This is a genomic window from Roseateles oligotrophus (genome assembly GCF_025717515.1).
GTDB lineage: Bacteria > Pseudomonadota > Gammaproteobacteria > Burkholderiales > Burkholderiaceae_C > Paucibacter_A > Paucibacter_A oligotrophus.
The window spans coordinates 326,091-350,364 of the sequence record NZ_JAJIRN010000007.1 but is presented as its reverse complement, the minus strand read 5'-3'; the positions used below and the strand labels follow the sequence as shown (position 1 = coordinate 350,364).

The following is a 24,274-nucleotide window of genomic DNA, read 5'->3' as shown; positions in this document are numbered from 1 at the left end:
CGCTGGCACGGTGCTTGCAATGACTCAGGCATGAATGCAAACCTTCACTCGCTGCGACCCACACCGCCCGTCAGTGGCGCCGCCATGGACCGCGCCCTGCCCAAGAACAAATACGCCAAGCCGCTGCGCTGGGCGGCGGTTGCCGCCGCTGTCGCCATCGCCGGCGCGGCGCTGTACTTCAGCGTGCCGCGCGGCTTGAGCGTGCCCATGAGTGACCTGACCCTGGCGACGGTGGCCGACGGCCAATTCCTCGACGAGTTGGTGCTGCGCGCCCAGGTCGTGCCGGCTCACCAGGTGCTGCTGGACGCGACCGAGAGCGGCCGGGTCGATGAGGTGCTGGTGCGCGATGGCGACATGCTCAAGGAGGGCGCGCTGCTCTACCGCTTGTCCAACCCGCAGCGCGAGCAAGAAATCTTGCAGCGCTCGGCCGAGGTGGCCCAGCAGCAGGCCAACTTGGCGATGCAGCGCACGGCGTTCGCCAACGCACAGGCGATGCAGCGCCGCGACGTCAGCAATCTCACCCATGAATTGACCAAGGCCGAGAACGACTTCAGGCGCCAGCAGGGCTTGGCGGCGCAGGGCTTCGTGTCGAACGCGGTGCTGGAGGACGCCAAGCTCAAGCTCTCGCAACAACAGCGCCTGCTCGAACAAGCCAAGCAAGACGGCACCGCCGAGCTGCGCACCCGCGAGCAGGCCGTTGCCGAGATGGAACGCGCGGTCAAGGGCCTGAGCGAAGGCCTGGCCGTGGTGCGAAAGGCCGCCAGCGGCCTGTCGGCGCGCGCGCCGCGCGACGGCCAGCTGAGCGGCTTCACGCTGCAGGTCGGCAGCTCGGTCAAACCGGGCGACCGCCTCGGCCGCATCGACGACATCGCCAGCTTCAAGCTCAGCGGCAATGTCGATGAGTTCTATTTGGCGCGCGTGCAGACCGGTTTGCAGGCCAGCCTGGAGGCGGCAGGCAAGAACTGGCCCCTGACGGTGTCGCAACGCCTGCCGCAGGTCAAGGACGGCCGCTTCGGCGTCGAGATGGAATTCGCCAAAGACATGCCGCCCGGCATGCAGGCCGGCCAAAGCCTGGACGCCCGCATCCGCCTGGGCTCGCCCGCACAGGCGCGCCTGCTGGCCGACGGCGCCTTCTACGCCGACAGCGGCGGCGCCTGGGTCTATGTGTTGAGCGCCGACGGCAAGACCGCCGAGCGCCGCACGGTGCGCCTGGGCCGCCGCGCCGCCGGCCGCATCGAGGTGCTGGACGGCCTGGCTGCCGGCGAGCGCGTGATCACGTCCAAGGTGCGCCAGTACGGCGACGCCAAGCTACTGAACATCAAATCCTGATTCACCTACCCCACATGCCAAGGAGCAACCCATGATCAAGCTGAAAAACCTGAGCAAGCTGCATCGCAATAGCGACATCGAAACCACCGCGCTGAACCAGATCGACCTGCATATCGAGGCGGGCGAGTATCTGTCCATCACCGGCCCCTCCGGCTGCGGCAAGTCCAGCCTCTTGAGCATCCTGGGCCTGCTCGACGCACCGAGCAGCGGCGAATATTGGTTCGACGGCCAGAACGTCACCGGCTGGAACGAGCGCCAATTGAGCAAGCTGCGGCGCGGCCGCATCGGCTTTGTGTTCCAGAGCTTCAACCTGATCGACGACCTTTCTGTGCGCGAGAACATCGAGTTAGCGCTGGAATACGGCGATGTGCCGGTGGCCGAGCATGCCGGCCGCGTTGATGCCGCGATGCAGCGCTTGGGCATTGATCACCGCGCCAACCACCGGCCCTCGCAGCTCTCGGGCGGCCAGCAGCAGCGTGTGGCGATTGCCCGCGCCATCGTCTCGCGCCCGGCCTTGTTGCTGGCCGACGAACCGACCGGCAACCTCGACAGCGCCCAGGGCGACGAGGTGATGCGCATCCTGCGCGAGCTCAATAACGAGGGCACGACGCTGGTGATGGTGACCCATTCGCCGGCCCATGCGGCGCAAGCCAATCGCTGCCTGCGCCTGCTCGACGGCCGCATCTTGGTCGATGCTTTGGCAGCCTGAAAGTTGACGCCATGAAACTCAAAGACTTGCGCGTCAGCTGGCGCCAGCTGCTGAATGAACCGGCCTACTCGCTGGTGGTCATTCTGGGCCTGGCCATCGCCATCGCCGCCACCTATCTGATCGCCCTGCTCTTGAACGACCGCTGGCTGCCCGACCCGGCCGTGCCGGCGCCGCAGCAGGTCGCGAGGATGGAGTTCAAAGGCAATATCCCCGGCCGCGACGATGACTGGTTCCAGGGCTCGCCCTATGTGTTTCGCAATGCTTTGCTGGAAAACAAGGCGCCGATCACGCAGTCGGCGCGGGTCGCCGAGGCCGAGCTGAGCCTGCGCGTCGGCGAGCGCCTGAGCAAGAATGCGGTGCTGTTTGCCGATGCCGATCTGGCGCCGATGTTCGGCCTCAAGGCACTCAAGGGCGATGTGAGCGCGGCACTGCAAAAACCCGACACGCTGGTGCTGACCACGCTGGCCGCCGAGCGCCTGTTTGGCGCCGGCCAAGAAGCCTTGGGCCAGCGCGTGCGCATGAGCGGTCAGGAAATGACGGTGGCGGCCATCGTGCCGGTGCAAGCCTCCAACAGCGAATTGCAATTCGATGCCTTGGCGAGTTTCGAGTCGCCAGCCTCGGGCATCATGGCCCAGGGCATGGACAAGGCTTGGTACATGATTGCCGGCCGCGTCTTTGTGCGCATGGCCGATGGCAGCAGCACCGAGCAGCTGGGCCAGTTGATGCAGAGCATCTTTGACCGCAGCCCCGGCACCTTGGAAGTGCCGCCGGAATGGCGTGCCGGCGGTCGCAAGGCGGCCTTCACACGCGCCGTGGCGCTGACCCGATTGCCGTTTGATGGCGCCTACAGCGCGACCCGCTTGATGCTTTACAGCGCGCTGAGCGCCGCGAGCGCGATGATGCTGGCCCTGGCCGCGATCAACTATGTCAACTTGAGCAGCGTGCGCACCTTGCGCCGCCAGCGCGAGATCGCCATCCTCAAAAGCCTGGGCGCCAGCCCCGCGCGCATCGCCGCGCAATTCGTGTTCGAGTCCAGCCTGGTCGCCTTGCTGGCCGGTGCGATGGGTCTGCTGCTGGCCTGGCTTTTGGCCCCCGGCCTGGCCGATCTGCTCGACGTGAAATTCGCATCCAAGCTGTTCGCGCCGATGCAGTTGCTGAGCCTGTTTCTGGGCTGCCTGGCGCTGGGCGCCTTGACCGGTCTCTACCCGGCCCGCGTTGCCTTGGGCGTGCATTGCGCGCCGGCCTTGCAGGGTCGCAAACAAAGCGAAGGCAAGAGCGGGCGCAATCTGCGCCGCGCGATGACGGTGCTGCAATTCAGCGCCGCCCTGTGCTTGTCGGGCGCGGCCGTGATGGTGGTCTGGCAGAGTGAATATGTGGCGCGCCTGGACCTGGGCTTCAAGACGCAAGGTCTGCTGGCCCTGGACCTGCCGGAAGGCCTGAAGCCGGAACAGACCGACGGCCTCTATGAAGCCTTGCAGCGCCACCCTGCGGTACAGGCCCTGAGCTGGAGCGAGGATGTGCCAGGCCGCAATGCGGTCGGCCAGGTCGATACGATGGACAACGGCACAACCCGTGCCGGCGTGCGCACCGGACGCTTCGATCTGGGCTTCTTCAAGGTCTACCAAATCCCGCTACTGGCGGGCAGTCTCGAAGGTATTGTGCTGCCCGAGAAGACCGAGCCCGGCGTTGACCGGCCGCTCGCGATTGACCTGACCGCAGTGAAGGCGCTGGGTTTTGCTTCGCCACAGGCGGCGATTGGCGCGCAGCTCAAGGTGGGCAACGATGGTTGGCGGGTGAAGGCCGTGGTCGGCGCGATCAAACAAGAATCGGCGCGCAATATCGCCCAGCCGCAGGTCTTCCGCCTGTCCAAAAAGGTCCGCAATGTGCTGACCTTGAAGGGCACAGACATGGCCGCGCTGCGCGCCGCCGTCAGCGAGGTCTGGCCACGTTACTTGCCCGACACCGTGGTGGAGATGAGGGGCGTCGAGGAGCAACTGGCACAGCGCTACCGGCTCGACCGCAATATCGGCATGCTGATCGCCGCCACCAGCCTGATCGCTTTGCTGCTGGCCGGCTTCGGCGTCTACGCGCTGGCCGCATACACGGTGCGCCGCGCCGCGCTGGAAATCGTGATGCGCAAACTGCACGGTGCCGACCACCGCCATATCGCCGGCTTGCTGGTCAAGGAATTCGCGCCCTTGCTCGGCATCGCCGCGGCGATCAGCCTGCCGCTGATCTGGTGGGCGGGTCGGCAGTATTTGGGCGGCTTTGTCGAGCATGCCGATATGGGCGGCTGGCCGCTGCTGGCAGCGCTGCTGGGCACACTGTTGATGACGATGCTGGCAGGCCTGCGCCATGGTCTGGCGGCGATGGCGATGCGGCCAATCTTGGCATTACGCGACTAAGAGGGTGAGAACTTTTTACTGCGCGACCGCCATGCGTCGTTGGTCGGGTGCTCGGAATCCTCACGTACAGGAAGTACGTTGCGGTTCCTGCGCTCCGCCCGCCTAGCCTGACGGCCGCTCGCTACAAAATTTCCCACCCTCTAAGCAAAGGAGCCGGCCCCGATGAGACTGCTTGACCTGCGCGTCGCCGCGCGCCAATTACGGGCCGACCCCTTGAACACGGCGGTGTTGATTCTGGGCCTAGCCTTGGCGCTGGCGAGCTGTTATTTGCTGGCCGTGCTCTTGGGCGAGCGGCTCAGCCCCGACCCGGCGCTGCAAGAGCCCGAGCGCATCGTGCTGATCGACTTCCACGGCAATATGCCGGGCCGGCAAGAAGATTGGTTTCTGGGCGCGCCCTTTGTCTTCAAGCAGGCGCTGCAAGAAGCACAGGCGCCGGTCGGTTTGCTCACCCGCATCGCCGACGACAGGCTGACGCTGCGCCAGGGTGAGCGCCAGCTGCGTGCCCAAGTGACGGCCGCCGACGCCAGCCTGGTGGAGCTGTTCAATCTGCGCCCGCTGCAAGGCAACTTGAAAGACGCGCTGAGCCGGCCCGACAGCATCGCGCTGACCGAGCCCTTGGCTCGGCGGCTGTTCGGCAGCGATACGGCGCTGGGCCGCGTGCTCGATGTCGGCGCGCACCGGCTCACCGTGGCCGCGATCCTGCCGCAACCCAGCTCGCTGAGCCTGCTGCGCGCCGAGGCTTTCGTCAGCTTCGACTCGCCGGCGGCGGGTATTGACGACGAAACCCGCAGCGCCTGGTTCCAGATCAATGGCCAAGTCTTCGGCCGCCTCGCGCATGGCGCCAGCGCGGCGCAATTGGGCGCGTTGGCGCAAAGCCTGCTCGACCGCAGCCCGGTGATGCAGCAATTGCCCGCCGACTGGACCGCCGGCGGGCGCAAGGCCGCCTTCATGCGCGCGCTGCCGGTCACGCAAATGCCCTTCGAAGGAAGCGCCGGCCGCCAGCGCCTGACGGTGCTGCTCGCGCTGGCTGCGGTGGCCGCCTTGCTGCTCGGCCTGGCGCTGCTGAACACCGTCAACCTCAGCAGCGTGCGCACCTTGCAGCGGCAGCGCGAGATCGCGGTGCGCAAGGCGCTGGGCATCGGCCCGGCACGCCTGCTCTTGCAGTTCGCCGTCGAGGCGCAGCTGAGCATCGCCTTGGCGGCCGGCGTTGGCCTGCTGCTGGCCTGGTTGCTGCTGCCTTGGGTGGCCGACGCGCTACAGGTTCCCTTGCCCGACAGCTTGCTGCAGCCGCTGCCCTTGGCCGGCCTGGGCCTGGCCTGTGCCTTGCTGGCAATGCTGGTCTGCCTCTACCCCGCCTGGCTGGCGTGGCGCATGCAGGCCGCCCCGGCGCTGCAAGGCCGGCAGACCAGCGAAGGCGAAGGCGGCCGCTGGCTGCGCCGCGTGTTGACGACGCTGCAGTTCGGCATCGCGCTATTGGCCACGAGCTTGGCCTTGCTGCTTGGCGCTCAGAATCGCCATGTGCTGGCCCGCGATTTAGGCTTTCAGCCCGCCGGCGTGCTGACGCTGCGTATGCCCGCCGGCGCCACCGCGCAGCAGGCCGAGGATCTGCATCAAGCGCTGCGCCAGCGACCCGAAGTCGAGGCGCTGGGCTGGAGCGAGAGCGTGCCCGGCAATGTCTTCATGGACCGTAACGCCAAGTTCACCCATCACGAGCGCGAGATCGAACTGCGCATCAGCAATGTCGACGCCGACTTCTTCGGGCTCTACAAAATCCCGGTGCTGGAGGGCCAGATAGACGGTGTCAGCCAAGGTGGTCTGGTGCTCGACGAGCCGGCCACGCGGGCCTTGGGCTGGGCCAGGCCGGAACTGGCGCTGGGCCAGACCCTCAACTTTGTGATGACGGGTCTGAACCAGACCCAAACCTCCTGGCGAGTCGTCGCCGTCGTGCCCAAACAGATGCTGGAGAGCACCCGCCAGGCGGCGCGCCCGCATGCGTTTTTGCTGCAGACCAGCGCCCAGGCCTTGAGCGGCGGGCGGGGCTTTTGGGTGCTCAATCTGCGCTTGCGGCCGGGCAGCCAGACCCTAGGGGCCGAGCAATGGCTGGAACCCTTATGGAAGCGTTTCTTTGCGGGCGAGCCCTTTGCGGTGGAGCCGGCCGAGCAGACCTTGCTGGCCGCCTACCAGACCGATCTGCGCATCGCCCAGCTGGTCAGCGCCTGCGGCCTGCTGACGCTCGCGCTGGCCGGCTTCGGCGTCTATGCGCTGGCGGCCTATCTGGTGCGGCGCCATGCCAAGGAGATGGTGATGCGCAAGTTGCACGGTGCCTCCGGCCTGCAGGCCATGAGAAGCTTGCTGCGCGAATTCGCTACCTTGCTCGCCTGCGCGGCGCTGCTGGCGCTGCCACTGGCCTGGTGGCTGGGTGAGCAATACCTGGCGCAGTTTGCCGACCGCGCGCGCAGCGGCGCCTGGCCGCTCGCCATCGCCTTCGGTGGATTGCTGCTGGTGACCGCACTGGCCAGCCTGCGCCATGGCCTGGCGGCACTGGCGATGCGGCCGATCTTGGCGCTGCGCGATTGAGTGCCCCGCCGGAATACCTAGCGCCGACTCCCTGCGGCTAGCGGGTCGGCTTTTCGCGTACCATGCCTGCAGTCAAGAACTCTGCGGCGGCATCAGGCCAGGGTCGCTGAAAAGGAAGCTCGTGCAGCAAACATCGCCCGCCACCGAAATGAGCCCCGTCGTGGTCGGCCTGGGCGCCTCGGCGGGCGGCTTGGCGGCCTTTCAAGCCTTCTTTTCCGCCATGCCCGCCGAGGCCAAGGGCGCCGACCAGATCGCCTTTGTGCTGGTGCAGCACCTCGCGACGGAACACAAAAGCCTGCTGCCCGAGCTGATCGGGCGCTGCACCCGCATGCCGGTGTTCGAGGCGGCGGACGGCATGGCCGTGAGCGGCGGCTGCGTCTATACCTGCCCGCCCGGCCACGCGATCGCGCTGCTGAACGGTCAGCTGCATTTGAGCGAAGTCGGCCTGCCACATGGGCAGTCAATGCCGATCGACTTGTTCTTTCGCTCGCTGGCCCAGGATCAGGGCGAGCGCGCGATCGCCGTCGTGCTCTCGGGCAATGGCTGCGACGGCAGCCAAGGCTTGCACGCCGTCAAGGCCTGCGGCGGCTTGGTGCTGGCGCAGACCGCCGCCAGTTGCGAGTTCGACGGCATGCCCAGCAGCGCAATGGCCACCGGCCTGGTGGACCTCGCAACGCCGCCCGCCGACATGCCCGCGCATTTGCTGGATTATGTTGCCCGCCTGCCGAGCCTTGAACCGACGCAAGTGGAACTTGGGGCACAAGCGGGGTCAGCCCATAGCCCGGCCCTGATGACGAGCCTCTTCGTGTTGTTGCGCGCGCGCAGCGGCTACGATTTTTCACAGTACAAACCGAACACGGTGCTGCGCCGCATCGAGCGCCGCATGGCGGTGCTGCAGATCGATACGCTGGAGCAATACCTGAAACACTTGCAGCCGAACCCGACCGAGCTCGATGCGCTGTTTCGCGACCTCTTGATCGGCGTGACCCAGTTTTTTCGCGATGAGCAGGCCTTTCGGGTGCTGGAACAGCAGGTGATACCGCAGCTGTTCGAAGGCCGGCAGGCCGGCGACGTCATTCGGGTCTGGTCGGCCGCCTGCTCCACCGGAGAGGAGGCCTACTCCTTGGCCATCTTGTTGGTCGAGCATATGCAGACCTTGGCGCAGGACTACACGCTGCAACTGTTTGCCACCGACGCCGACAGCCGGGCCATCGCCACCGCACGCGCCGGCATCTACCCGGCCAGCATTGCCGCCGATCTGTCGCCCGAGCGCCTGAAGCGCTTCTTCACGCCCGAGCCCGACGGCAACAGTTACCGCGTCAACAAGGAGCTGCGCGAGCTGCTGGTGTTTTCCGAACATGATGTGACCCAGGACCCGCCCTTCTCCCGCCTTGACCTGCTGAGCTGCCGCAACCTGCTGATCTACCTGGGCGCGGACCTGCAAAAAAAACTGATCCCGCTATTCCATTACGCCTTGAAGCCGGGGGGCTGGTTGCTGCTGGGCAGCTCCGAAGGGGTGGGCGAGTTTGACGCCTTGTTTGCGGCCTTCGACACCAAGGAGAAGGTCTATCGAGCCAAGGAGGATCTGCACGGCCTGCAGCGCCGCAGCCTGAGCCGCTTTCTGGCTCCGCTGTCCCCTCTGCCGATTCCGCTGCCGAGCCGGGCCCTGCCCTCGCGCCCGGCGCTACAGGAGTTCCGCGCAAGGCCGCGCCACCCGCTGCGCGAATTGACCGAGCAGACCTTGCTGCGCCAGGTGGTGCCCGCCAGCATCCTGGTCAACGCCAGGGGCGACATGCTGTACTTGCATGGCCGCTGCGGCGACTTTCTGGAGCCCAGCCCCGGCGAGGTCGGGGTTCAGAATGTTTTCAAGATGGCGCGCGAAGGCCTCAGCGCCGGCCTGCGCCTGGCATTGCACGAGGCCGTGGCGACGCAAAAGCCGGTACACGCCGCCAAACTGAGCGTCAGCCACAAGGGCAAGCAAAGCCCCGTCAAGCTGAGCATCCACCCGGTTGCCGGCGCGCCCAATCAGGCGCTCGACACGCCCTTGTTTCTGATCTTGCTGGAAGACGGGCCGGTCGAAACCATGGCCGCGGGCGATCCGAATCTGCAACCGGGCGAGGCAGCGGGGCACACCTTCAGCGGCGCCGCACTGGCTCGCATCAATGCGCTGACGCAGGAGCTGGAGGCCAAAGAGGAGTATCTGCAAAGCACCCACGACATGCTGAGCAATTACGCCGAAGACCTGCAGTCCACCACCGAGGAGATGCAGTCATCCAACGAGGAGCTGCAGTCGGTCAATGAGGAGCTGACCACCGTCAACACCGAGCTGCAGAGCAAGGTGGCCGGGCTGTCGCGCGCCAATAACGATATGAACAATCTGCTCGGCGGCAGCGGCATTGGCACGCTCTTCGTGGACCGGCAATTGCGCATCCTGCGTTTCACGCCGGCGATGCGCGACATCATCAATCTGCGCGACGCCGACCTCGGCCGGCCGATCACCAACCTAAGCACCAATCTGGTCGGCTACAACAAGCTGGAGGCGGACCTGCAGGCGGTGCTGAAAACGCTATTGCCCAAACTGCTGCTGGTGCAGACCGAGCAAGGGCAATGGTTCACTCTGCGCATCCTGCCTTATCGCACGGTGGAGGAAGAGGTGGAGGGCGCGGTGATCTCCTTGGTCAATTGCACCGAGATGGTGGAAGCGCAAAATGCCTTGAGCCGCAGCAGCGACATGCTGGAGCGCACCGGCACGATGGCCAAGGTGGGGGGCTGGGAGTTGGATCTGACCACCACGAGGATCACGTATTCCAAGGAAACCGCCAAGATTCATGAGGTCAATCTCCCCTATGAGCCGCTGTTGTCTCAAGCCCCTGAGTACTACCCGCCCGAGGCTTGGCCGCGCGTGTTGGCTGCGGTTTCCGCGGCCATCGAGCATGGCACCGACTACGACCTGGAGTCCCCCTTCATCACCGCCAAAGGGCGGCACATCTGGGTGAGGGTGCAAGGCTCCGCCGTCATAGAAAATGGCAAAACCGTCAAACTGCACGGTACGATTCAAGACATCACGGCGCGCAAGCAGATCGAGTCCGCCCGGCAACTGGCCGACGCGCAACTCGAGCAGGCTTTCGGCGCCTCGCCGATTGGCATGGCCTTGGTGGCGCTGAGCGGTGAATTTTTGCGTGTCAACCCGGCCTTCTGCAACATGCTGGGCTGGAGCGAGCCGGAGCTACTGGTCACCGGCTTTCAGTCCATCACCCACGCGGATGATCTCGCCGAAGATCTGCGCCAGGTTGACGACCTGATCGCGGGCCGCAGCAATGCCTTCCAGATGGAGAAGCGCTACGTTCACAAAGACGGCCGATTGGTGTGGACACAGCTGAATGTGTCGGTGGTGCGCGACGCGCGAGGGGCGCCTTTGCATCTGGTGTCGCAGATTCAGGACATCAGCCAACGCAAGCGGGCCGAGGCGGCGCAACAGGCCTTGCTGCAAGAGAAGACCGCGCTCTTGAACGAGGTACACCACCGGGTCAAGAACAATCTGCAAGTGATCACCAGCCTGCTGCGCCTGGAAACGGCGCGCAACGAGCATGGCGGCACCAAAACCGTCTTGCGGGAAATGCAGGAGCGCATCCGCGCGATGGCCTTGCTGCATGAATCCATTTACCGCAGCGGCACCTTTGCGGCCCTGGATCTGGGCGCTTATCTGGGTCAGTTGGCGACGCAGTTGGTCCGCACGCTGCAGACGCGCACGGGCGCGGTGCAGCTGCGTCTGGAACTGGGCTCGGTGCAGGTCGGGCTTGATCAGGCCACGCCTTGCGGCCTCTTGCTGACCGAGCTGCTTTCCAACTGCCTCAAGCATGGCTTCCCGGACGGCCGTAGCGGCGAGATCTACCTGGCCTTGAGCCCATTGGCCGAGCCGGGGCGTTGGCGCCTGCAGGTCAGCGACACCGGCGTGGGCTTGCCGACCGATTTTTCCAAGCGCCAGGAAAACTCGCTGGGCCTGCAACTGGTGACCGACCTAAGCAAGCAAATGGGCGGCGTGCTGGCGGTGGGCGCCGGGCCGGCAGCGATCTTCACGATTGAATTCACCGCCTTGCTGCCAGCCGCCTTGAACCTCAAGGCCACCACCACCGGGACCTGAAGCTGCATTTCAGGGCTGAACCCCGAAAGTCACTCCGAAGCTGGCGCCGGGGCCGGCGCCAATGTCCAAATCGCCGCCCAGCTGTCGGGCCAGGTCGGAGGCCAGTTGCAGGCCCAGGGACGCCAGATGACTAAGGTCGAAGTCAGCCGGCAAGCCCACACCGGTGTCGCTGACCTGCAAACGCCACGACCCAGGGTGGCCCAAGGCCTGGGCCGCGTCCGATGGCGAATCAAACGGTCGCAAGGAGACCCGCACCTCGCCGCGACTGCCGGGCGGAAAACCATGCTTGAGGCAATTGGACATTAGCTCATTGACCAGCAGGCCGCAAGGCATGGCCTGATCCATGCTCAGCTGCAAGGGCTGCAAGTCCAGTTCCAGGCGAATAAGACCGCCGTCGGGGGCTTGGGCTCGAAATGCTTCACCGGCGAGTTGCTTCAGATATTTGGACAACTCGACCGAGGCAAAAATGCCGCTGCGGTAGAGCGACTCGTGCAAGAGCGACATCGAGCGGATGCGCGCCTGCATGTCCGCCAATACCGTCTTGGTGCCAGTCTCGCCGCTGCGCCGGCTCTCCAGACGCAGCAGGCTGGTGATCACCTGCAGATTGTTCTTGACCCGGTGATGAACTTCGTTGAGAAGGGCCACCTTGTCGTTGACTGAATTTTGCAGCGCTTGCTGCGCCAGCTTCTGCGCCGTGACATCTTGATCAACGCCCCATACATGCAAGACCTGACCCTCGGCATCGGCCACCGAAACGCCTTTTGATGAGATGAAGCGAAGCTCTTTCGTGTCCAGGGTATAGATACGAAACTCAATCAAGAACTGCTGCGCCGATACCCGCACGGTCTGGATGGCGTCGCCCAAGCGCTGATGATCGTCCGGGTGGATGGACTCTTGCCAAGCCTCGGCAACAGGCATGCCGTCGGCCCGATTTCGCCCGTAAATTTTGAACATTTGATCGGACCAAACCGCCTCGCCGGAGGTCACCGGCCAGACCCAGCTGCCGATACCTGCCAATTCCTCGGCCATGCGCAGGCGGCTCTCGTTCAGCCGCAAAGCCAGCGCCGTTTTCTGCCGCCGGGTGATATCGCGGAACACCCACAAACGCCCGCGCGGTTCACCGTCAACCAACAGAGGTACAAAGTCGCGCAACAGCGTGTGTTCGTTCTTGCAGGCGACCTCTTCATCGCGTACCGCTTTACCCAAAGCGACCAGTTCTTCAACCCTGGCCAGGCCAGCCTCCGAGTTGGCAAGGCGACCGTCGGTCACTTTCATGACGGTGGCGTTGTCCAGGCCTATCAGGTCCGGCGCAGCACGGTCCAGTCCGAACATGTCGCAAAAAGCCTGATTGACATATTCAACACGACCCTCGTTATCCACCAACAAAATGCCGTAATAGACATTGGCCAACACCTTTTGATAGCGCTCGACGGTGGTGCTCAGCAAGGCGGCCGCATTGCGGGCCGCGGTCACATCTCGCGCCACACCGTGATAGCCGAGGAACTTGCCGGTGGTGTCGAACCTGGGCAGACCCGAACTCAGGTAGACCGCGAGTTGCCCATCGGATTCAATCCGCTTCATCTGGAAATCATCGAATCTCTCATGTCGCTCCAGCATCTCCCGATGCTGCCGCCACACTGCGTCGTCCATATCGACCGAGGGCAAGTCCCAGCGGGTCTTGCCCAGCCTTGACTGCCTTGTCTTAATCAGGGCGGCCCCGGTCAGATCGGTCATACTGGTAAAGCGGAAATTCTCGTCCTGCTCCCAGTACCAGTCAGACGACAACTCGATCAAGGCGCGGAAGCGCGCTTCGCTCTGCTGCAGATCGCCAAACGCACGCGCACGCACCTGCGCTTCATTTGCGAATGCATCCAGCATGCGGTTGAATTGCGCCGCCACCTGACGCACATCGGCGCTGCCGGTCAACTCCGCCCGCACCGCCTGATCACCCTCGGCGACACGCCGCGCGGTGTCGGCCAAATAGGCGATCGGGCGCGCCACATTCAAACCCAAACGCCAGGCCAAAAGCAGCGCCAAGGTCAACACCGCCAGCCCCATCAGCAGGGTCTGCAACAAGACGCTGTGGAATTCGGCCAGAACCTCCGCCTCAGGCAGGCCGGCCACTACCCGCCAACCGCTGCCTGGCAGCACCGTGAAAGCCATCCGGCGCCGCACGCCGTCCATGCCCTGGACGGATACAAAGCCCTCGCGCTGCAGGCGTGCCGCCTCGGTACCGGCGGCAGGAACTGGCTGACCGATGTACTTGGCCGCCTCAACCGAGCGCAGCACGGTCAGCTCGTTCCGATCAACGACGGTCACAATAGCATTCGTCGGCAAGCCGGCCAGCAGCTCCGCGCTGAGTTTTTGCAGGTCAATGACCATGCGGATCAACCCGACCTTCTTGCCTGCTTGATTGCGCACCGGATAGGACAACACCGAGAGCCAGCGCCCGCTCGATCTACCAGTCTCTGCCCCGCCGACCACAAAACCATCGCCATGCAAGGCCGCGGCAAACACCGGCGACTGACTCATCTCGGCGGCCGATGCGAGGCTGGGCAGGGCCGAGCAAATAGGATTGGCCTGCAAGTCGCGCAGGGCCAAGGTATTCAGGCGGGGATCCAGAATCACCAAGTCGCGCAGCAGCAATTGACATGCTGCTGGGTCCAGGGCCCTGATCGCCGGCAACTCGGCCAGCCTGACCAATAGGGCTTCCTGATCAAGCAGAAAGCGACTCAGATTGGCTGCGGTACTCCGCGCAAGAATTCGCACACGTTGATCGGCCTCTGCGCGAACATGGGCGAGATCCTCCACCACTTGCCAGGTCAGCATCACGGCCAGGGGCAGACAAACCAACAGCACCAGCGCAGAGATTTGCTGGCGAATGCTGAGACGGGAAAGCCAAGCGTTCATATCGGGTCGGGTCTCGTCATGAAATCAAATCGCGACTGGCATGCAGCGTCAGCAGCCCAGCCTCGGCGGCGCCCAGCGGCGCCCCGATCAGCAAGGCCGGATCAGCCACCTCAGCGGTCCGCGCCGAGGCACTGAAACCGACCCAGGCATTGCGTCCATTGCGCTTGGCAATATAGAGCGCCTGATCGGCCAGGCCCACCACTTGCGCCCAGCTCAAGGCCTCAGGTCGGCTTGGGATAAAGGGCAGGCAGGCGAAGCCGACCGAACAGGTCAAGGCCAGCGGCTCGGCCGCCTCAATGACAAAGCGCTCGCCCGCCACTTCGGCTCGCACGCGCTCGGCCAGCAGAGTGATCTGTTCACGGTGATTGGCCCGCGCCACCACCAAAAATTCCTCGCCGCCCCAGCGCACCAGGTAATCCGAATCCCGGAAGGTGCGCGCCAGTCGTTCGCGCATCTGCACCAGAACCTGATCACCGGCCGGATGACCCCAGTCGTCATTGACGCGTTTGAAATGGTCGATGTCGACCAGCAAAAACAGCAGGTCGGCGTCGGCCGGTGGAGGCACGGCCGGCTCGCGCTGCCAACGCTCGTAATAGCGCAGGCTCTGGCTAACCTCGGCGGCCAAATGCTTCTCAAGAAAACGCCGATTGCGCAGCCCGGTCAGGGGGTCGGTCAGGCTGACATCCTCAAGCGCCGAATAGGCTTGCTCCAGCTCACTCTTTTTCAGCACCAGCTCGGCCTGCGCCGCATGCAGGCTTTGCAGCGTCGCCTCCAGCGCCTGGAAGTTGCGGGCGTTCTGGATCGCAATCGCACCATAGGCGCAGAGATTGCGAAAAATCAGCTGCTCACGCTCACCGTAGGCCAAGGCTTGCGTCGACTGAATCGACATCACACCCAGCAATTGCTCGGCCGCCATCAGCGGCATGAACATCGCGCTGCGAGTCAGCCGGGTGCCTGGCGCAATATTGACCGGCTCATCCCGGCTATCGATATTCCAGGTGAACTCCCGCCGCTGCATCGCGCAGCGAACCGCCTGGGAGCTGGGATGACTCAGCGGCACCACAAAAGGCTTGATGGCCTGGCCATCCTCCATGCCAAAGGCCAACTCCAACTGAGTCTCTGACCGATCCAACAAAAAGACGCCGAAGTGTGCGCCGACCAGCAGACTTTGAACATTGCGATTCAAACAGGCGTACACCGCCTGCTCCTGCAAATGCCCGGTGATCTCCTGGCCGATCAGGCCAAGCCGGGCCAGCGTGGCGCTGGTTTGCGCCTGCAATTCGGCCCGATCGGCTGCAGACGCCGCGAGCTGGCGCAAATGCCCGGCCTCGGCCTGCGCGCGCTCGGTCTGGAACCTGGCTTCGACAGAGATCGTGCGGCGGTCCACGTCAAGCTGGTGATTGCGCTCACGTGCAGCGTTAGCACGCAGCGCATAGGCGTAGGCCTGCGCCGGCTCACCCAGCCGCATGTATTCGGCAGCAATCGCATCCAGCTTGATCGGCGGCACGCCGTACTCATACTCGGACGGCAAGGCCGCCAAGGAGCGCAGCAAATAATGCAACACCGCGCTGGCCTCGCACATGCCTTGAGGAGCAGGGAATTGATGCCTGGCATACAGCGCGGCCAAGGCGTCCAGCAACTCGGAGTGGACCAGGGGACTGCCCTGCTCTTCGGCCAGGGCAAGGCTCTCAAGACCGGCTTGCAGCGCTTCCTCGGGGCGACCCAGCCGTGAAAGCGCCAAGGTCCTGATCTGCATCAGACTGAGCTGTATGTCGACGTTCTGAGCCCGGTCGGCCTGGGCAAGGAAATGCTCGGCCGTGGTCAAGGCTGCATCGGCTCTATCCTGATTCAATAGCAACTCACCCAGGTATTGAATCGCGACCGCGTAGCTGCGCGAACCCGGCACCGCCGCCAACAGTTGCAAGGCCTCTTCCAGCAAGCCTTGTGCTGCCGACAAATTGCCGAGTTGACGCTGTGTCTCGGCAAGCTGCATCAAGGCTGAGCCGGTGACAAATGGCCAAGCGGTGGGGCGCGCCAATTGCAAACCACGCTCGAGCCATTCGAGCGCCTGCTGTTTGTCGTTCAAACTCAAGAACACCACGCCCAAGGTGCTGAACGCTCCGGCCACTTGCCGAACCAAGCCGCTGTGTTGCAGGGCCATGACGGTGTGGCTGCAATGGCGCACGACCACCGCATAGTCAGAGCGCTGATAGGCCTCGAAGGCCAGAAAGTCATTGCACAAAACCTGCAGGGCCGCCGCGGGGCAATGACTCAGCAGGTCGTTCACATAGTCGCCCCAGCGGGCCATCGCTGCGCGTGCATCGACTCGTACATCGCCGATCGCCCGGCCCAGACTTGCCGATTGCAGCCGCAGGCCATCACCGAGCGTGGCTGCCAATTCAGCCGCAAGCTCGAACTGCGCCGCCCGGCGCAGTCGATCGCCACGGTCTTGCGCGATATGGGCCAGCAAGACATGGGCATCGGCGGCCAAGGCCAACTCCGCCAAGCCAGCGGACGCGCAGGCGACCTCGCCGGCGATCGCTTCGGCCGCGGCAAGATCAGCGAATAGCCAGCCGACGTAGCCTTGCAATAAACGCAGACGCAACCTGTACCGCGCGGCTTCCGGGCCCGCCTCGAACGCCGGAGCCCCGTCGAGGTCATTGGTTAGCTTTTGCGCCAAGGCCAGCGCGCGACGGCTATCACGCTCCCGCAAATGCCAGGCCAAGGCGACCTGAGCCTCCATACTCGGCACATCCACCGAAGTGGTGATCTCGGCCTCTAAGGCGCTAACTTCATCATCGCTTGCAAACAAGAGCATGAGGGCGGACCTGGCTGATCGGACCATTCGATTTATTCGGGTGCTGCGATCTTAGCCATGAACGGCGAGTGCCGGCCCGAGACGTTCAGGCCCGGCACCTGGCCGAGCACATCGCGCAGATCGCTGAACCCCAGGGCACGGATGTCCTCGGTGGTGAAGGCGCTGGCCACCGACACGGTGGCGGCGTCACCATAAGCCTGGGCCAACTCCTGGTCTTCACTGGTTTGCGCGAACACCGGGCCCACGCCGGCCGCGAGCATCAGACAATAAATTGCCAAGCAAGCAAGTTTCATCGGGACTCCTTTCGACTGTTCAAGGCCTTGGTCCAGCAGGCTGCGGCGCCGGACTTCAATCGGCCGCCGCGTGCTTTGGTGCAGAACGCGGCAACATGATTGAAAAGCTGGCGCCAGCCGCCGGTTCGCTCTCCACTTGAACCTGCCCGCCCAAGAGCCCGGTGACAAAGCTGTGGACGATTTGCATGCCCAGCCCCGAGCCGCCCTGGCCAAATCGGGTGGTGAAAAAGGCCTCGAAAATCCTTGCCTTCACCTCCGGGATCATGCCCACGCCATCGTCACTGCAAACGATCTCGATATGCTCGGCATCCAGGGCGCGACAACTCACGCGCACGGTGCCATGCTCACGCCCGGCCAAGCCGTGGATCAAGGCGTTTTGCAGAATGTTGTCAATCACCTGGCCGAGTGGCCCGGGGTAGCTGTCCATCAGCAGGCCGGCCTCAAGATCGGTCTCAAGGACGAAGGGGCTCGCCCGAAAGCTCGGCTGCAAGGTTGACTGAAACTCGGAAATCACCTCATCCAGCAAGAACTCGCGTCGCTTTTCGCTGGTCCTGTCCACCGCGAGTTGCTTGAAGCCACGCACGATCTCGGCGGCGCGCTGCACATTGCGCAACACCAAGGCGCAGCGCCAAGCAAGTCGAAAACCGCGACTTTTCGGGCCCGTTTTTACATTATTCAGGCTCAGCCACGCCGTGGCGCGCCGCCACCTTCCAGCAGGCTCTGGCAGCGCTCCTCATGCTGGCTGATTTCGCCCAGGGTCACTTCGATATCGTCGAGTTGCTGCTCGAGCTGCCGGCGATGCTGTTGCAGCACCAATAAAAACGCCTTCAGCTGCGGCGCCGCGCCGGTGGCCGAGTCGTACATATCGACCAACTGCTTGATCTCCTGCAACGTCAGCCCCAGGCGTTTGCCGCGCAAGGTCAGCTTCAAACGGGTGCGATCGCGGTGCGTGTAGACACGGTTACGCCCCGAACGCGAGGGTTCCAGCAGACCCATGTCCTCGTAGAAGCGAATCGCCCGCGGCGTGATGTCGAACTCGGCCGCCAATTCGGTGATGGTGAACAAGCGGCCGTTGCTTTCGGAAGAAGGGGGGACGCTGGTTTCGGTACTCATGGCTAAACTGGGGGCTTTAGTGACGTTAACGTAAACGTCAGTTTACGACCTTGTGTGCCAGACCGCCTGAGCAGAGCGAGTAGCTCGGGCAACAACTTGTATTTCGGCCTTGTGTGCCAGACCGCCCGAGCAACGCGAGTAGCTCGGGCACCAACTGATTAAATGCTATGGCCAACTCCCGCGAGTCCGAACTTCATTACCCATTGGCCGATGCCCTGCCCCTCGCAGGTGAGGTGCTTGAGATCGCGCCGGGCGTGCGCTGGCTGCGCATGGGCTTGCCCTTCGCGCTTGACCACATCAATCTGTGGTTGCTGCGAGACGAGATGGGTGGCCAGAGCGGCTGGGCCATCGTCGACTGTGGCGTCAGCAACGAGGCCACCCGCGCCAACTGGGAACAGGTCTTTGCGAATCACCTGGACGGACTGCCGGTGCTGCGCGTGATCGTCACTCATTTCCACCCGGATCACATCGGGCTGGCAGCTTGGCTGACGAGCAGGTGGAATTGTCGGCTATCGATCAGCGCGACCGACTTCAACTTGGCCCGGCTGGCCAGCGGCTCGACGGTGGGCATGGGCGGCGAGGCTGCGGCGCAGTTCTTCGCCAGCCATGGACTGATCGACGCCGACTCGCTCGCCAAGATTCGCGGCCGCAGCAGCTATTACCCCAGCATGGTGCCGACCGTGCCGAGCAGTTTTCATCGCCTGATGGAGGGCCTGCACATCAAAATCGGCGCGCAAACCTGGGTCTGCCATACCGGCTACGGCCACGCGCCCGAACACATCAGCCTGCATTGCCCGGACTTGGGGCTGCTGATCTCCGGCGACATGGTTTTGCCGCGCATTTCGACCAATGTATCGGTGGTCGACGTGGAGCCCGAAGCGGACCCGCTGACGCTTTATCTGGATTCCTTGCAGCGCATGTTGACGCTGCCCGCCGACACCTTGGTGCTGCCCTCGCATGGCAAGCCCTTCATCGGCCTGCATGCCCGCATCGATCAGTTGCGCGAGCATCACGACGAACGCTTGGCCGAAGTGCTGCAGGCCTGCTCCGCCAAGCCCTGCCATGCGGCCGAGCTGCTGGAGATGATGTTCAAACGCAAGCTCGACCTGCACCAGACCACGTTCGCGATGGGCGAATCGGTCGCGCATCTGAACGCTTTATGGCTGCGCGGGCAGCTGCGCCGCAGCCTGGACGCGGACGGGGTTTACCGCTTCAGCGCCATTTGAACCGGAATTCTTTCGCGCCGACGGGCAAAAAAAACCGTCGCCGCTGAGCGCTTGACGGCTCGACGACGACGGGTTCTCGGCCCTTTTTATGGCATCCGACTCGAACCAGGCCTATGCCATGGATGTGGGCTTTTGAAATTCATGGGCCCTTCGAGCGAATCTGCGCCGGGGCAGACTCATGATGCAGGTGATGACAGCTTATGGACGAAGTTTGCTTGTTCGCTATTGAACCAACAAGCCCCCCTTAAGTGGGATGCAAGGCCTCTGCACCTTGTTAACCGGGCATTTACTCGGCGACGATTGATTCTTCTCGCAGCCGCTTGCGCGCCTGTTCATAGTCGGGCAATACCGAAGCCACCACCGCCCAGAAGCGCGCGCTGTGGTTCATTTCGCGCAGATGCGCCAACTCATGCGCGACTACATAGTCAATGATGTCGGGCTCGAAATGGATCAGACGCCAATTCAGGCGGATCGTGCCGTCCGCGCTGGCACTGCCCCAACGGGTCTGAGCCGAACTCAGGCGCAGTTGCGTCATCTCCACCCCCAGCGCGGCGGCAAAGTATTGGCAACGGGGCTCGAACACCGCCCTGGCCCGACGCTTGAGCCAAGCCTGTGCGGCATCCCTGACTTGATCCTCTGAAACTGTCAGGGGCAAGCCCAGACTCAGCATGGTTCCGGACTGATCCAATCGAACGCCCGTCGCCAATGGATCAAGACGCAGCCAGATCAGCCGTCCCAGAAAGTTCAAGCTGCCGCCGTCACGCCATTCGATCCGGGCCGCTTCGACCCGGCGGGCCCGCTCGCCTTGCTCGACCAACTTGCGCAGAATCCAATCCGATTTTTGCAACAAGGCGCGCTCAATGTCGGCCTGCGGCAACCAGCGTGGCGCGCTGACCCTCAAGCCTTCGCTGCCGACGACAAAGCCGATGCTGCGTCGGCGCGCTCGCCGTAACTCGTAAGCGACCCGGTGCTCGCCCAGGTGCAACTCGCGCTGCGGCCCAGCTCCGGCAGGGTTCGGGGCCGGGGCCGGCGCGGCCGGCTCAGCGCCGAACAGCGATAGCTGAGGATCTTGCAAGAGCTGGGCGAGGCGCTTCAGCATGTTTCAGGAAAACAGCTCAGGCGCGGGCAGCGCTAACAGTTTGGGCCGAGCCGACATAGGCCTCGGGGTCAAGCCGGCGCATTTCCGCCTCGATCCAGCCTTCGACCTCACGCATCAACTCGACCGGCTCGCGCCCCACCGAAGCAATCGGTTTGCCGAAGGAGATGTCGACCACGCCGGGTCGCAGCATGAAACTCTTGCGCGGCCAGCAGCGGGCCGAGGTGGCCGCAATCGGCACGATGGGCACGCCGGTTTCGATCGCCAAGCGGCTGCCGCCCGATTTGTAGTCGCCCTTTTGACCGCGCGCGATGCGCGTGCCTTCGGGGAACATGATGACCCAATTACCCATCGCCGCCAGGCGTTTGCCCTGCGCGGCAACCTTGTTCCAGGCCTGCGTACGTTTGCTGCGGTCGATATGGATCATGTCCATGCGGGCCATCGCCCAGCCGAAAAACGGCACATACAGCAACTCGCGTTTGAACACATAGGCGAGCGGATGCGACATCAGCGCCGGGTAGGCAAAGGTCTCCCAGGTGCTTTGATGTTTGGACAACAGAATCACCGCAGATTTGCGATCGGCCTCGGTCGGCAGATTCTCCAGGCCATGCAGACGCCAACGCACGCCACAGATATAGCGCGCCCCATAGGTCGCCACACGCAACCAGGCTGCGCAGGCCCAATAGACCCGATCACCTTTGGCGAAAATTGAAATCAGCAACACCGCCAGCGCCCAAGGGATCACGGTGATGATCAAAAAGAGCACAAACAGCAGGGAACGTAGGGCAGCAAACAAAGTGGGCATCAAGTCAGGTCTCCCGCCGGGCCGCCCCAAGGGAGACCTACTCCCCCTCGGGGGGCAGCGAACATTTGTGAGTGTGGGGGCATCAAGTCAGGTCTCCGGGACCGGTATTCGGGGGCAAAAGGGTCTCGCCGCGGGCCTCGGCCTTGTTGCGGCGTTCGGCTTGAATCAAACCTTCGGCAAAGGCGCTCAGACTGGCATGCAGCTTGGCGCCGGGCACCAGCGCCAACAGTGCCGCCAACTGCTCATCATCGAGCTCACCTAACCTATCGCTGCGTACCAGATGCGGGATGCAGCCGGCCGCTTGCGCCGTTTGCAAATCACGCAGCGAGGCGCCGACCATATGCACATTGGCGAGATCAACGCCGAAGCGCTCACCGATTTGCGTCAACATGCCCGGCAAGGGCTTGCGGCAATCGCAGCCCTCATCGGGCGTGTGCGGGCAGAAGAAGGCGGCATCCAAACGGCCGCCTTTTTCCGCCAACATTTGATTCAAACGGATGTGAATCGCGGTCAAGGAGGCCATATCCAGCAGACCGCGGCCGATGCCGGGCTGATTGGTTGCCAGCACCGTGTGCCAGCCGGCCTGATTGAGGCGCGCCACCGCTTCCAACGCGCCGGGCAGAGGGGTCAACTCTTCGACCACTTTGACATGGTCGTCGCGGTACTGATTGAGCGTCCCATCTCGTCCCAAGATGACGAGCTTCATCGTATGGCTGTGATCGGCGCGCATCAATCGTCCTTGTGCTTCAACTGGCCAGGCGTGACAAATCGGCGACCCGGTTCATCGCCTCGTGCAAGGTCTTCAGCAGGCCCAGGCGGTTGGCGCGCAGGGCCGGATCTTCGGCGTTCACCATCACGCCATCGAAGAAGGCGTCGACCGGCGCCCGCAGCGTCGCCAACTCGCGCAAGGAGGCTGCATATTCGCCGTTATGAAAGAAGGCATCGCTCAAGGACTGAACCTGCGCCAAGGCGCCGGCCAATTCCTTCTCGGCCGGCTCGTGCAGCAGCGCCGCGTCGACACGCGCCTCCACCGCCTGCTCGCTCTTCTTCAAAATATTGCCGATGCGCTTGTTGGCAGCGGCCAGCGATTCGGCTTCGGCCAGGGCGGCAAAGGCACGCACCGCACCCAAGCGCGCTGCCACGTCGGCCAGGCGCTGCGGCCGCAGCGCCATCACCGCGTCGACCTCTTGCGCGCTATAGCCCTGCTCGCGCAAGGAACCGGACAGGCGATCAAAGATGAAGTCGATCAAAGGCCCGCTAGGGTCCTTGATCAGGGCGCCAAAGGCCGGCACCGCAGCGGCGATCAAAGCGTCCAGACTCAGCGTGCCGGCGCGCTCGCTCAACATGCGCACCAGACCCAGGGCATGGCGGCGCAGCGCGAACGGGTCCTTGTCGCCGGTCGGCAATTGACCGATGCCGAACATGCCGACCAGGGTCTCCAGCTTGTCGGCCAGCGCCACCACCAGACCGACCTCATTGCGCGGCAATTCGTCGCCGGCAAAGCGTGGCTTGTAATGGTCTTCGATCGCGCAGGCAACCGCCTCGCTGAGGCCGTCGTGACGGGCGTAATAGCCGCCCATGATGCCTTGCAACTCGGGGAACTCGCCGACCATATCGGTCAGCAAATCGGACTTGGCCAGATGGGCGGCCTGATCGACCTGCGCGGTCAAGGCGCCACCACCCAACTGTTCGGCAATGGCGCGCGCAATCGCGCGCACGCGCTCGACCCGGTCGCCCTGGCTGCCCAGCTTGCCGTGATAGACGACCTTGGCAAGACCTGACACCCGGGATTCCAGCGTCTTCTTGCGGTCTTGGTCGAAGAAGAACTTGGCGTCGGCCAAGCGCGGGCGCACGACCCGCTCATTGCCTTGAATCACCGCGCCGGCGTCGGCCGGGCTGATCGCGCTGACGACCAGGAACTTGTTGGTTAGCTTTTCGGCGGCATCGAGCAGCGGGAAGTATTTCTGGTTGGCCTTCATCGTCAGAATCAGACATTCCTGCGGCACCGCCAGGAACTCTTGCTCGAACTGGCAGCTCAGCACATTCGGGCGCTCGACCAGGCCGGTGACCTCGTCCAGCAAGGCCTCGTCGGCAATCGGCTTCAGCCCTTCCTTGGCGGCTGCGGCATTCAGTTGGCGCTCGATTTCGGCACGGCGCTCGGCAAAACCGGCGATCACCGCGCCCTGCTCGCGCATCTGGTCGGCGTAGCTATCGGCGCTCTCTATCGTCAAAATCTCGGCCAGCGACTCGAAGCGGTGGCCGCGCGTGCTGCGGCCCGAACTCAGGCCCAAGGCCTTGACCGCCACCTGATCCGCGCCATGCAAGGCGACGATGCCATGCGCCGGGCGCACAAACTTCACATCGGTCCAGCCATCGCTGAGTTGATAAGTCATCACCTTCGGGATAGGCAACTTGGCCAGCGCCTCATCGAGCGCTTTTTGCAAACCCTCGGCCAAGGCAGCCCCAGGCACCAGCAAATCCAGGAACAGCGCTTCGGACTTGCCATCGGGCGCCCGCTTCAATTCCGGCAACAAGGACGCATCGGCGCCGACGCTGGCCAGCTTCTTCAGCAAGGCGGGCGTCGCTTGGCCGTCCGCCGTCAGCGCTACCGCCACCGGCATCAGCTTTTGCTGCACAGTCCGGTCGGCCGCCTTGTGCAAAACATCGGTCAGATGCAGGCCGAGACGGCGGGGCGTGGCGATCGCGGTGGACACCGCCGCAGCCCCTACCAGGCCTTGCGCCTTGAGACTCTCCAGCAGCGCGCCGGCAAAAGACTCGCCGAGCTTCTTGAGTGCCTTGGGCGGCAACTCTTCGACGAACAATTCAATCAATAAATTCTTATTGGCGCTCAT

At 63.9% G+C, this 24,274-nt stretch carries 15 protein-coding genes; 6 read left to right on the top strand and 9 right to left on the bottom strand.

All coding sequences use genetic code 11. From position 1 onward, the window contains the following. Positions 1-30: 30 nt before the first annotated feature. The 5 genes from LNV07_RS17080 to LNV07_RS17060 all read left to right on the top strand — a co-directional run bounded on the left by LNV07_RS17080 (position 31) and on the right by LNV07_RS17060 (position 11,161). Complete coding sequence (locus LNV07_RS17080; RefSeq protein WP_263572369.1) at positions 31-1,329, top strand: efflux RND transporter periplasmic adaptor subunit; 1,299 nt, start codon at positions 31-33, stop codon at positions 1,327-1,329. Between the two features lie 31 nt (positions 1,330-1,360). Further along, complete coding sequence (locus LNV07_RS17075) at positions 1,361-2,038, top strand: ABC transporter ATP-binding protein (protein WP_263572368.1); 678 nt, start codon at positions 1,361-1,363, stop codon at positions 2,036-2,038. 11 nt (positions 2,039-2,049) lie between these two features. Then, the gene (locus tag LNV07_RS17070; protein WP_263572367.1) at positions 2,050-4,443 is read left to right on the top strand and encodes an FtsX-like permease family protein; all 2,394 of its coding nucleotides are present in this window, start codon (positions 2,050-2,052) and stop codon (positions 4,441-4,443) included. Between the two features lie 162 nt (positions 4,444-4,605). Further along, complete coding sequence (locus tag LNV07_RS17065; protein ID WP_263572366.1) at positions 4,606-7,020, top strand: ABC transporter permease; 2,415 nt, start codon at positions 4,606-4,608, stop codon at positions 7,018-7,020. A 148-nt stretch (positions 7,021-7,168) separates the two neighbouring features. Continuing rightward, entirely contained in the window at positions 7,169-11,161 is a 3,993-nt protein-coding gene (locus LNV07_RS17060; protein WP_263572365.1) for a CheR family methyltransferase, read from the top strand. 9 nt (positions 11,162-11,170) lie between these two features. On the opposite strand, the gene LNV07_RS17055 is transcribed toward LNV07_RS17060, so the two are convergent. From LNV07_RS17055 to LNV07_RS17035, 5 genes are all read right to left on the bottom strand, one after another. Then, entirely contained in the window at positions 11,171-14,071 is a 2,901-nt protein-coding gene (locus LNV07_RS17055; RefSeq protein WP_263572364.1) for a histidine kinase dimerization/phosphoacceptor domain -containing protein, read from the bottom strand. A gap of 16 nt (positions 14,072-14,087) precedes the next feature. After that, positions 14,088-16,889 carry a diguanylate cyclase gene (locus tag LNV07_RS17050; protein ID WP_263572363.1) on the bottom strand — a complete coding sequence of 934 codons (2,802 nt, stop codon included), beginning with the start codon at positions 16,887-16,889 and terminating at the stop codon, positions 14,088-14,090. Positions 16,890-16,921: 32 nt separating this feature from the next. After that, the gene (locus LNV07_RS17045; protein WP_263572362.1) at positions 16,922-17,182 is read right to left on the bottom strand and encodes a hypothetical protein; all 261 of its coding nucleotides are present in this window, start codon (positions 17,180-17,182) and stop codon (positions 16,922-16,924) included. Positions 17,183-17,237: 55 nt separating this feature from the next. Then, positions 17,238-17,798 carry a sensor histidine kinase gene (locus LNV07_RS17040; protein ID WP_263572467.1) on the bottom strand — a complete coding sequence of 187 codons (561 nt, stop codon included), beginning with the start codon at positions 17,796-17,798 and terminating at the stop codon, positions 17,238-17,240. Positions 17,799-17,863: 65 nt separating this feature from the next. Then, positions 17,864-18,295: a MerR family transcriptional regulator gene (locus tag LNV07_RS17035; RefSeq protein ID WP_263572361.1), complete on the bottom strand. Its 432-nt coding sequence runs from the start codon at positions 18,293-18,295 to the stop codon at positions 17,864-17,866. Between the two features lie 167 nt (positions 18,296-18,462). Here LNV07_RS17035 and LNV07_RS17030 point away from each other — a divergent pair, with 167 nt between their 5' ends. Then, entirely contained in the window at positions 18,463-19,521 is a 1,059-nt protein-coding gene (locus tag LNV07_RS17030) for an MBL fold metallo-hydrolase (protein ID WP_263572360.1), read from the top strand. Positions 19,522-19,807: 286 nt separating this feature from the next. On the opposite strand, the gene LNV07_RS17025 is transcribed toward LNV07_RS17030, so the two are convergent. The 4 genes from LNV07_RS17025 to glyS form a co-directional block, all read right to left on the bottom strand. After that, positions 19,808-20,620: a M48 family metallopeptidase gene (locus LNV07_RS17025; RefSeq protein WP_263572359.1), complete on the bottom strand. Its 813-nt coding sequence runs from the start codon at positions 20,618-20,620 to the stop codon at positions 19,808-19,810. 16 nt (positions 20,621-20,636) lie between these two features. Beyond that, positions 20,637-21,422, bottom strand: a complete 786-nt coding sequence (locus tag LNV07_RS17020) for a lysophospholipid acyltransferase family protein (RefSeq protein WP_263572358.1) — start codon at positions 21,420-21,422, stop codon at positions 20,637-20,639. Between the two features lie 82 nt (positions 21,423-21,504). Next, complete coding sequence (gmhB, locus tag LNV07_RS17015; protein ID WP_263572357.1) at positions 21,505-22,152, bottom strand: D-glycero-beta-D-manno-heptose 1,7-bisphosphate 7-phosphatase; 648 nt, start codon at positions 22,150-22,152, stop codon at positions 21,505-21,507. Positions 22,153-22,168: 16 nt separating this feature from the next. Then, complete coding sequence (gene glyS, locus LNV07_RS17010; protein ID WP_263572356.1) at positions 22,169-24,274, bottom strand: glycine--tRNA ligase subunit beta; 2,106 nt, start codon at positions 24,272-24,274, stop codon at positions 22,169-22,171.

Excerpts from the sequence above, each read along its gene's own strand:
- LNV07_RS17055 (WP_263572364.1), bottom strand. The coding sequence starts at position 14,071 with ATGAACGCTTGGCTTTCCCGTCTCAGCATTCGCCAGCAAATCTCTGCG.
- LNV07_RS17030 (WP_263572360.1), top strand. The coding sequence starts at position 18,463 with ATGGCCAACTCCCGCGAGTCCGAACTTCATTACCCATTGGCCGATGCC.
- LNV07_RS17025 (WP_263572359.1), bottom strand. The coding sequence starts at position 20,620 with ATGCTGAAGCGCCTCGCCCAGCTCTTGCAAGATCCTCAGCTATCGCTG.
- LNV07_RS17070 (WP_263572367.1), top strand. The coding sequence starts at position 2,050 with ATGAAACTCAAAGACTTGCGCGTCAGCTGGCGCCAGCTGCTGAATGAA.
- LNV07_RS17050 (WP_263572363.1), bottom strand. The coding sequence starts at position 16,889 with ATGCTCTTGTTTGCAAGCGATGATGAAGTTAGCGCCTTAGAGGCCGAG.
- LNV07_RS17035 (WP_263572361.1), bottom strand. The coding sequence starts at position 18,295 with ATGAGTACCGAAACCAGCGTCCCCCCTTCTTCCGAAAGCAACGGCCGC.
- LNV07_RS17075 (WP_263572368.1), top strand. The coding sequence starts at position 1,361 with ATGATCAAGCTGAAAAACCTGAGCAAGCTGCATCGCAATAGCGACATC.
- LNV07_RS17060 (WP_263572365.1), top strand. The coding sequence starts at position 7,169 with ATGAGCCCCGTCGTGGTCGGCCTGGGCGCCTCGGCGGGCGGCTTGGCG.
- LNV07_RS17045 (WP_263572362.1), bottom strand. The coding sequence starts at position 17,182 with ATGAAACTTGCTTGCTTGGCAATTTATTGTCTGATGCTCGCGGCCGGC.
- LNV07_RS17080 (WP_263572369.1), top strand. The coding sequence starts at position 31 with ATGAATGCAAACCTTCACTCGCTGCGACCCACACCGCCCGTCAGTGGC.
- glyS (WP_263572356.1), bottom strand. The coding sequence starts at position 24,274 with ATGAGCGCCAATAAGAATTTATTGATTGAATTGTTCGTCGAAGAGTTG.
- LNV07_RS17020 (WP_263572358.1), bottom strand. The coding sequence starts at position 21,422 with ATGCCCACTTTGTTTGCTGCCCTACGTTCCCTGCTGTTTGTGCTCTTT.
- LNV07_RS17065 (WP_263572366.1), top strand. The coding sequence starts at position 4,606 with ATGAGACTGCTTGACCTGCGCGTCGCCGCGCGCCAATTACGGGCCGAC.
- gmhB (WP_263572357.1), bottom strand. The coding sequence starts at position 22,152 with ATGCGCGCCGATCACAGCCATACGATGAAGCTCGTCATCTTGGGACGA.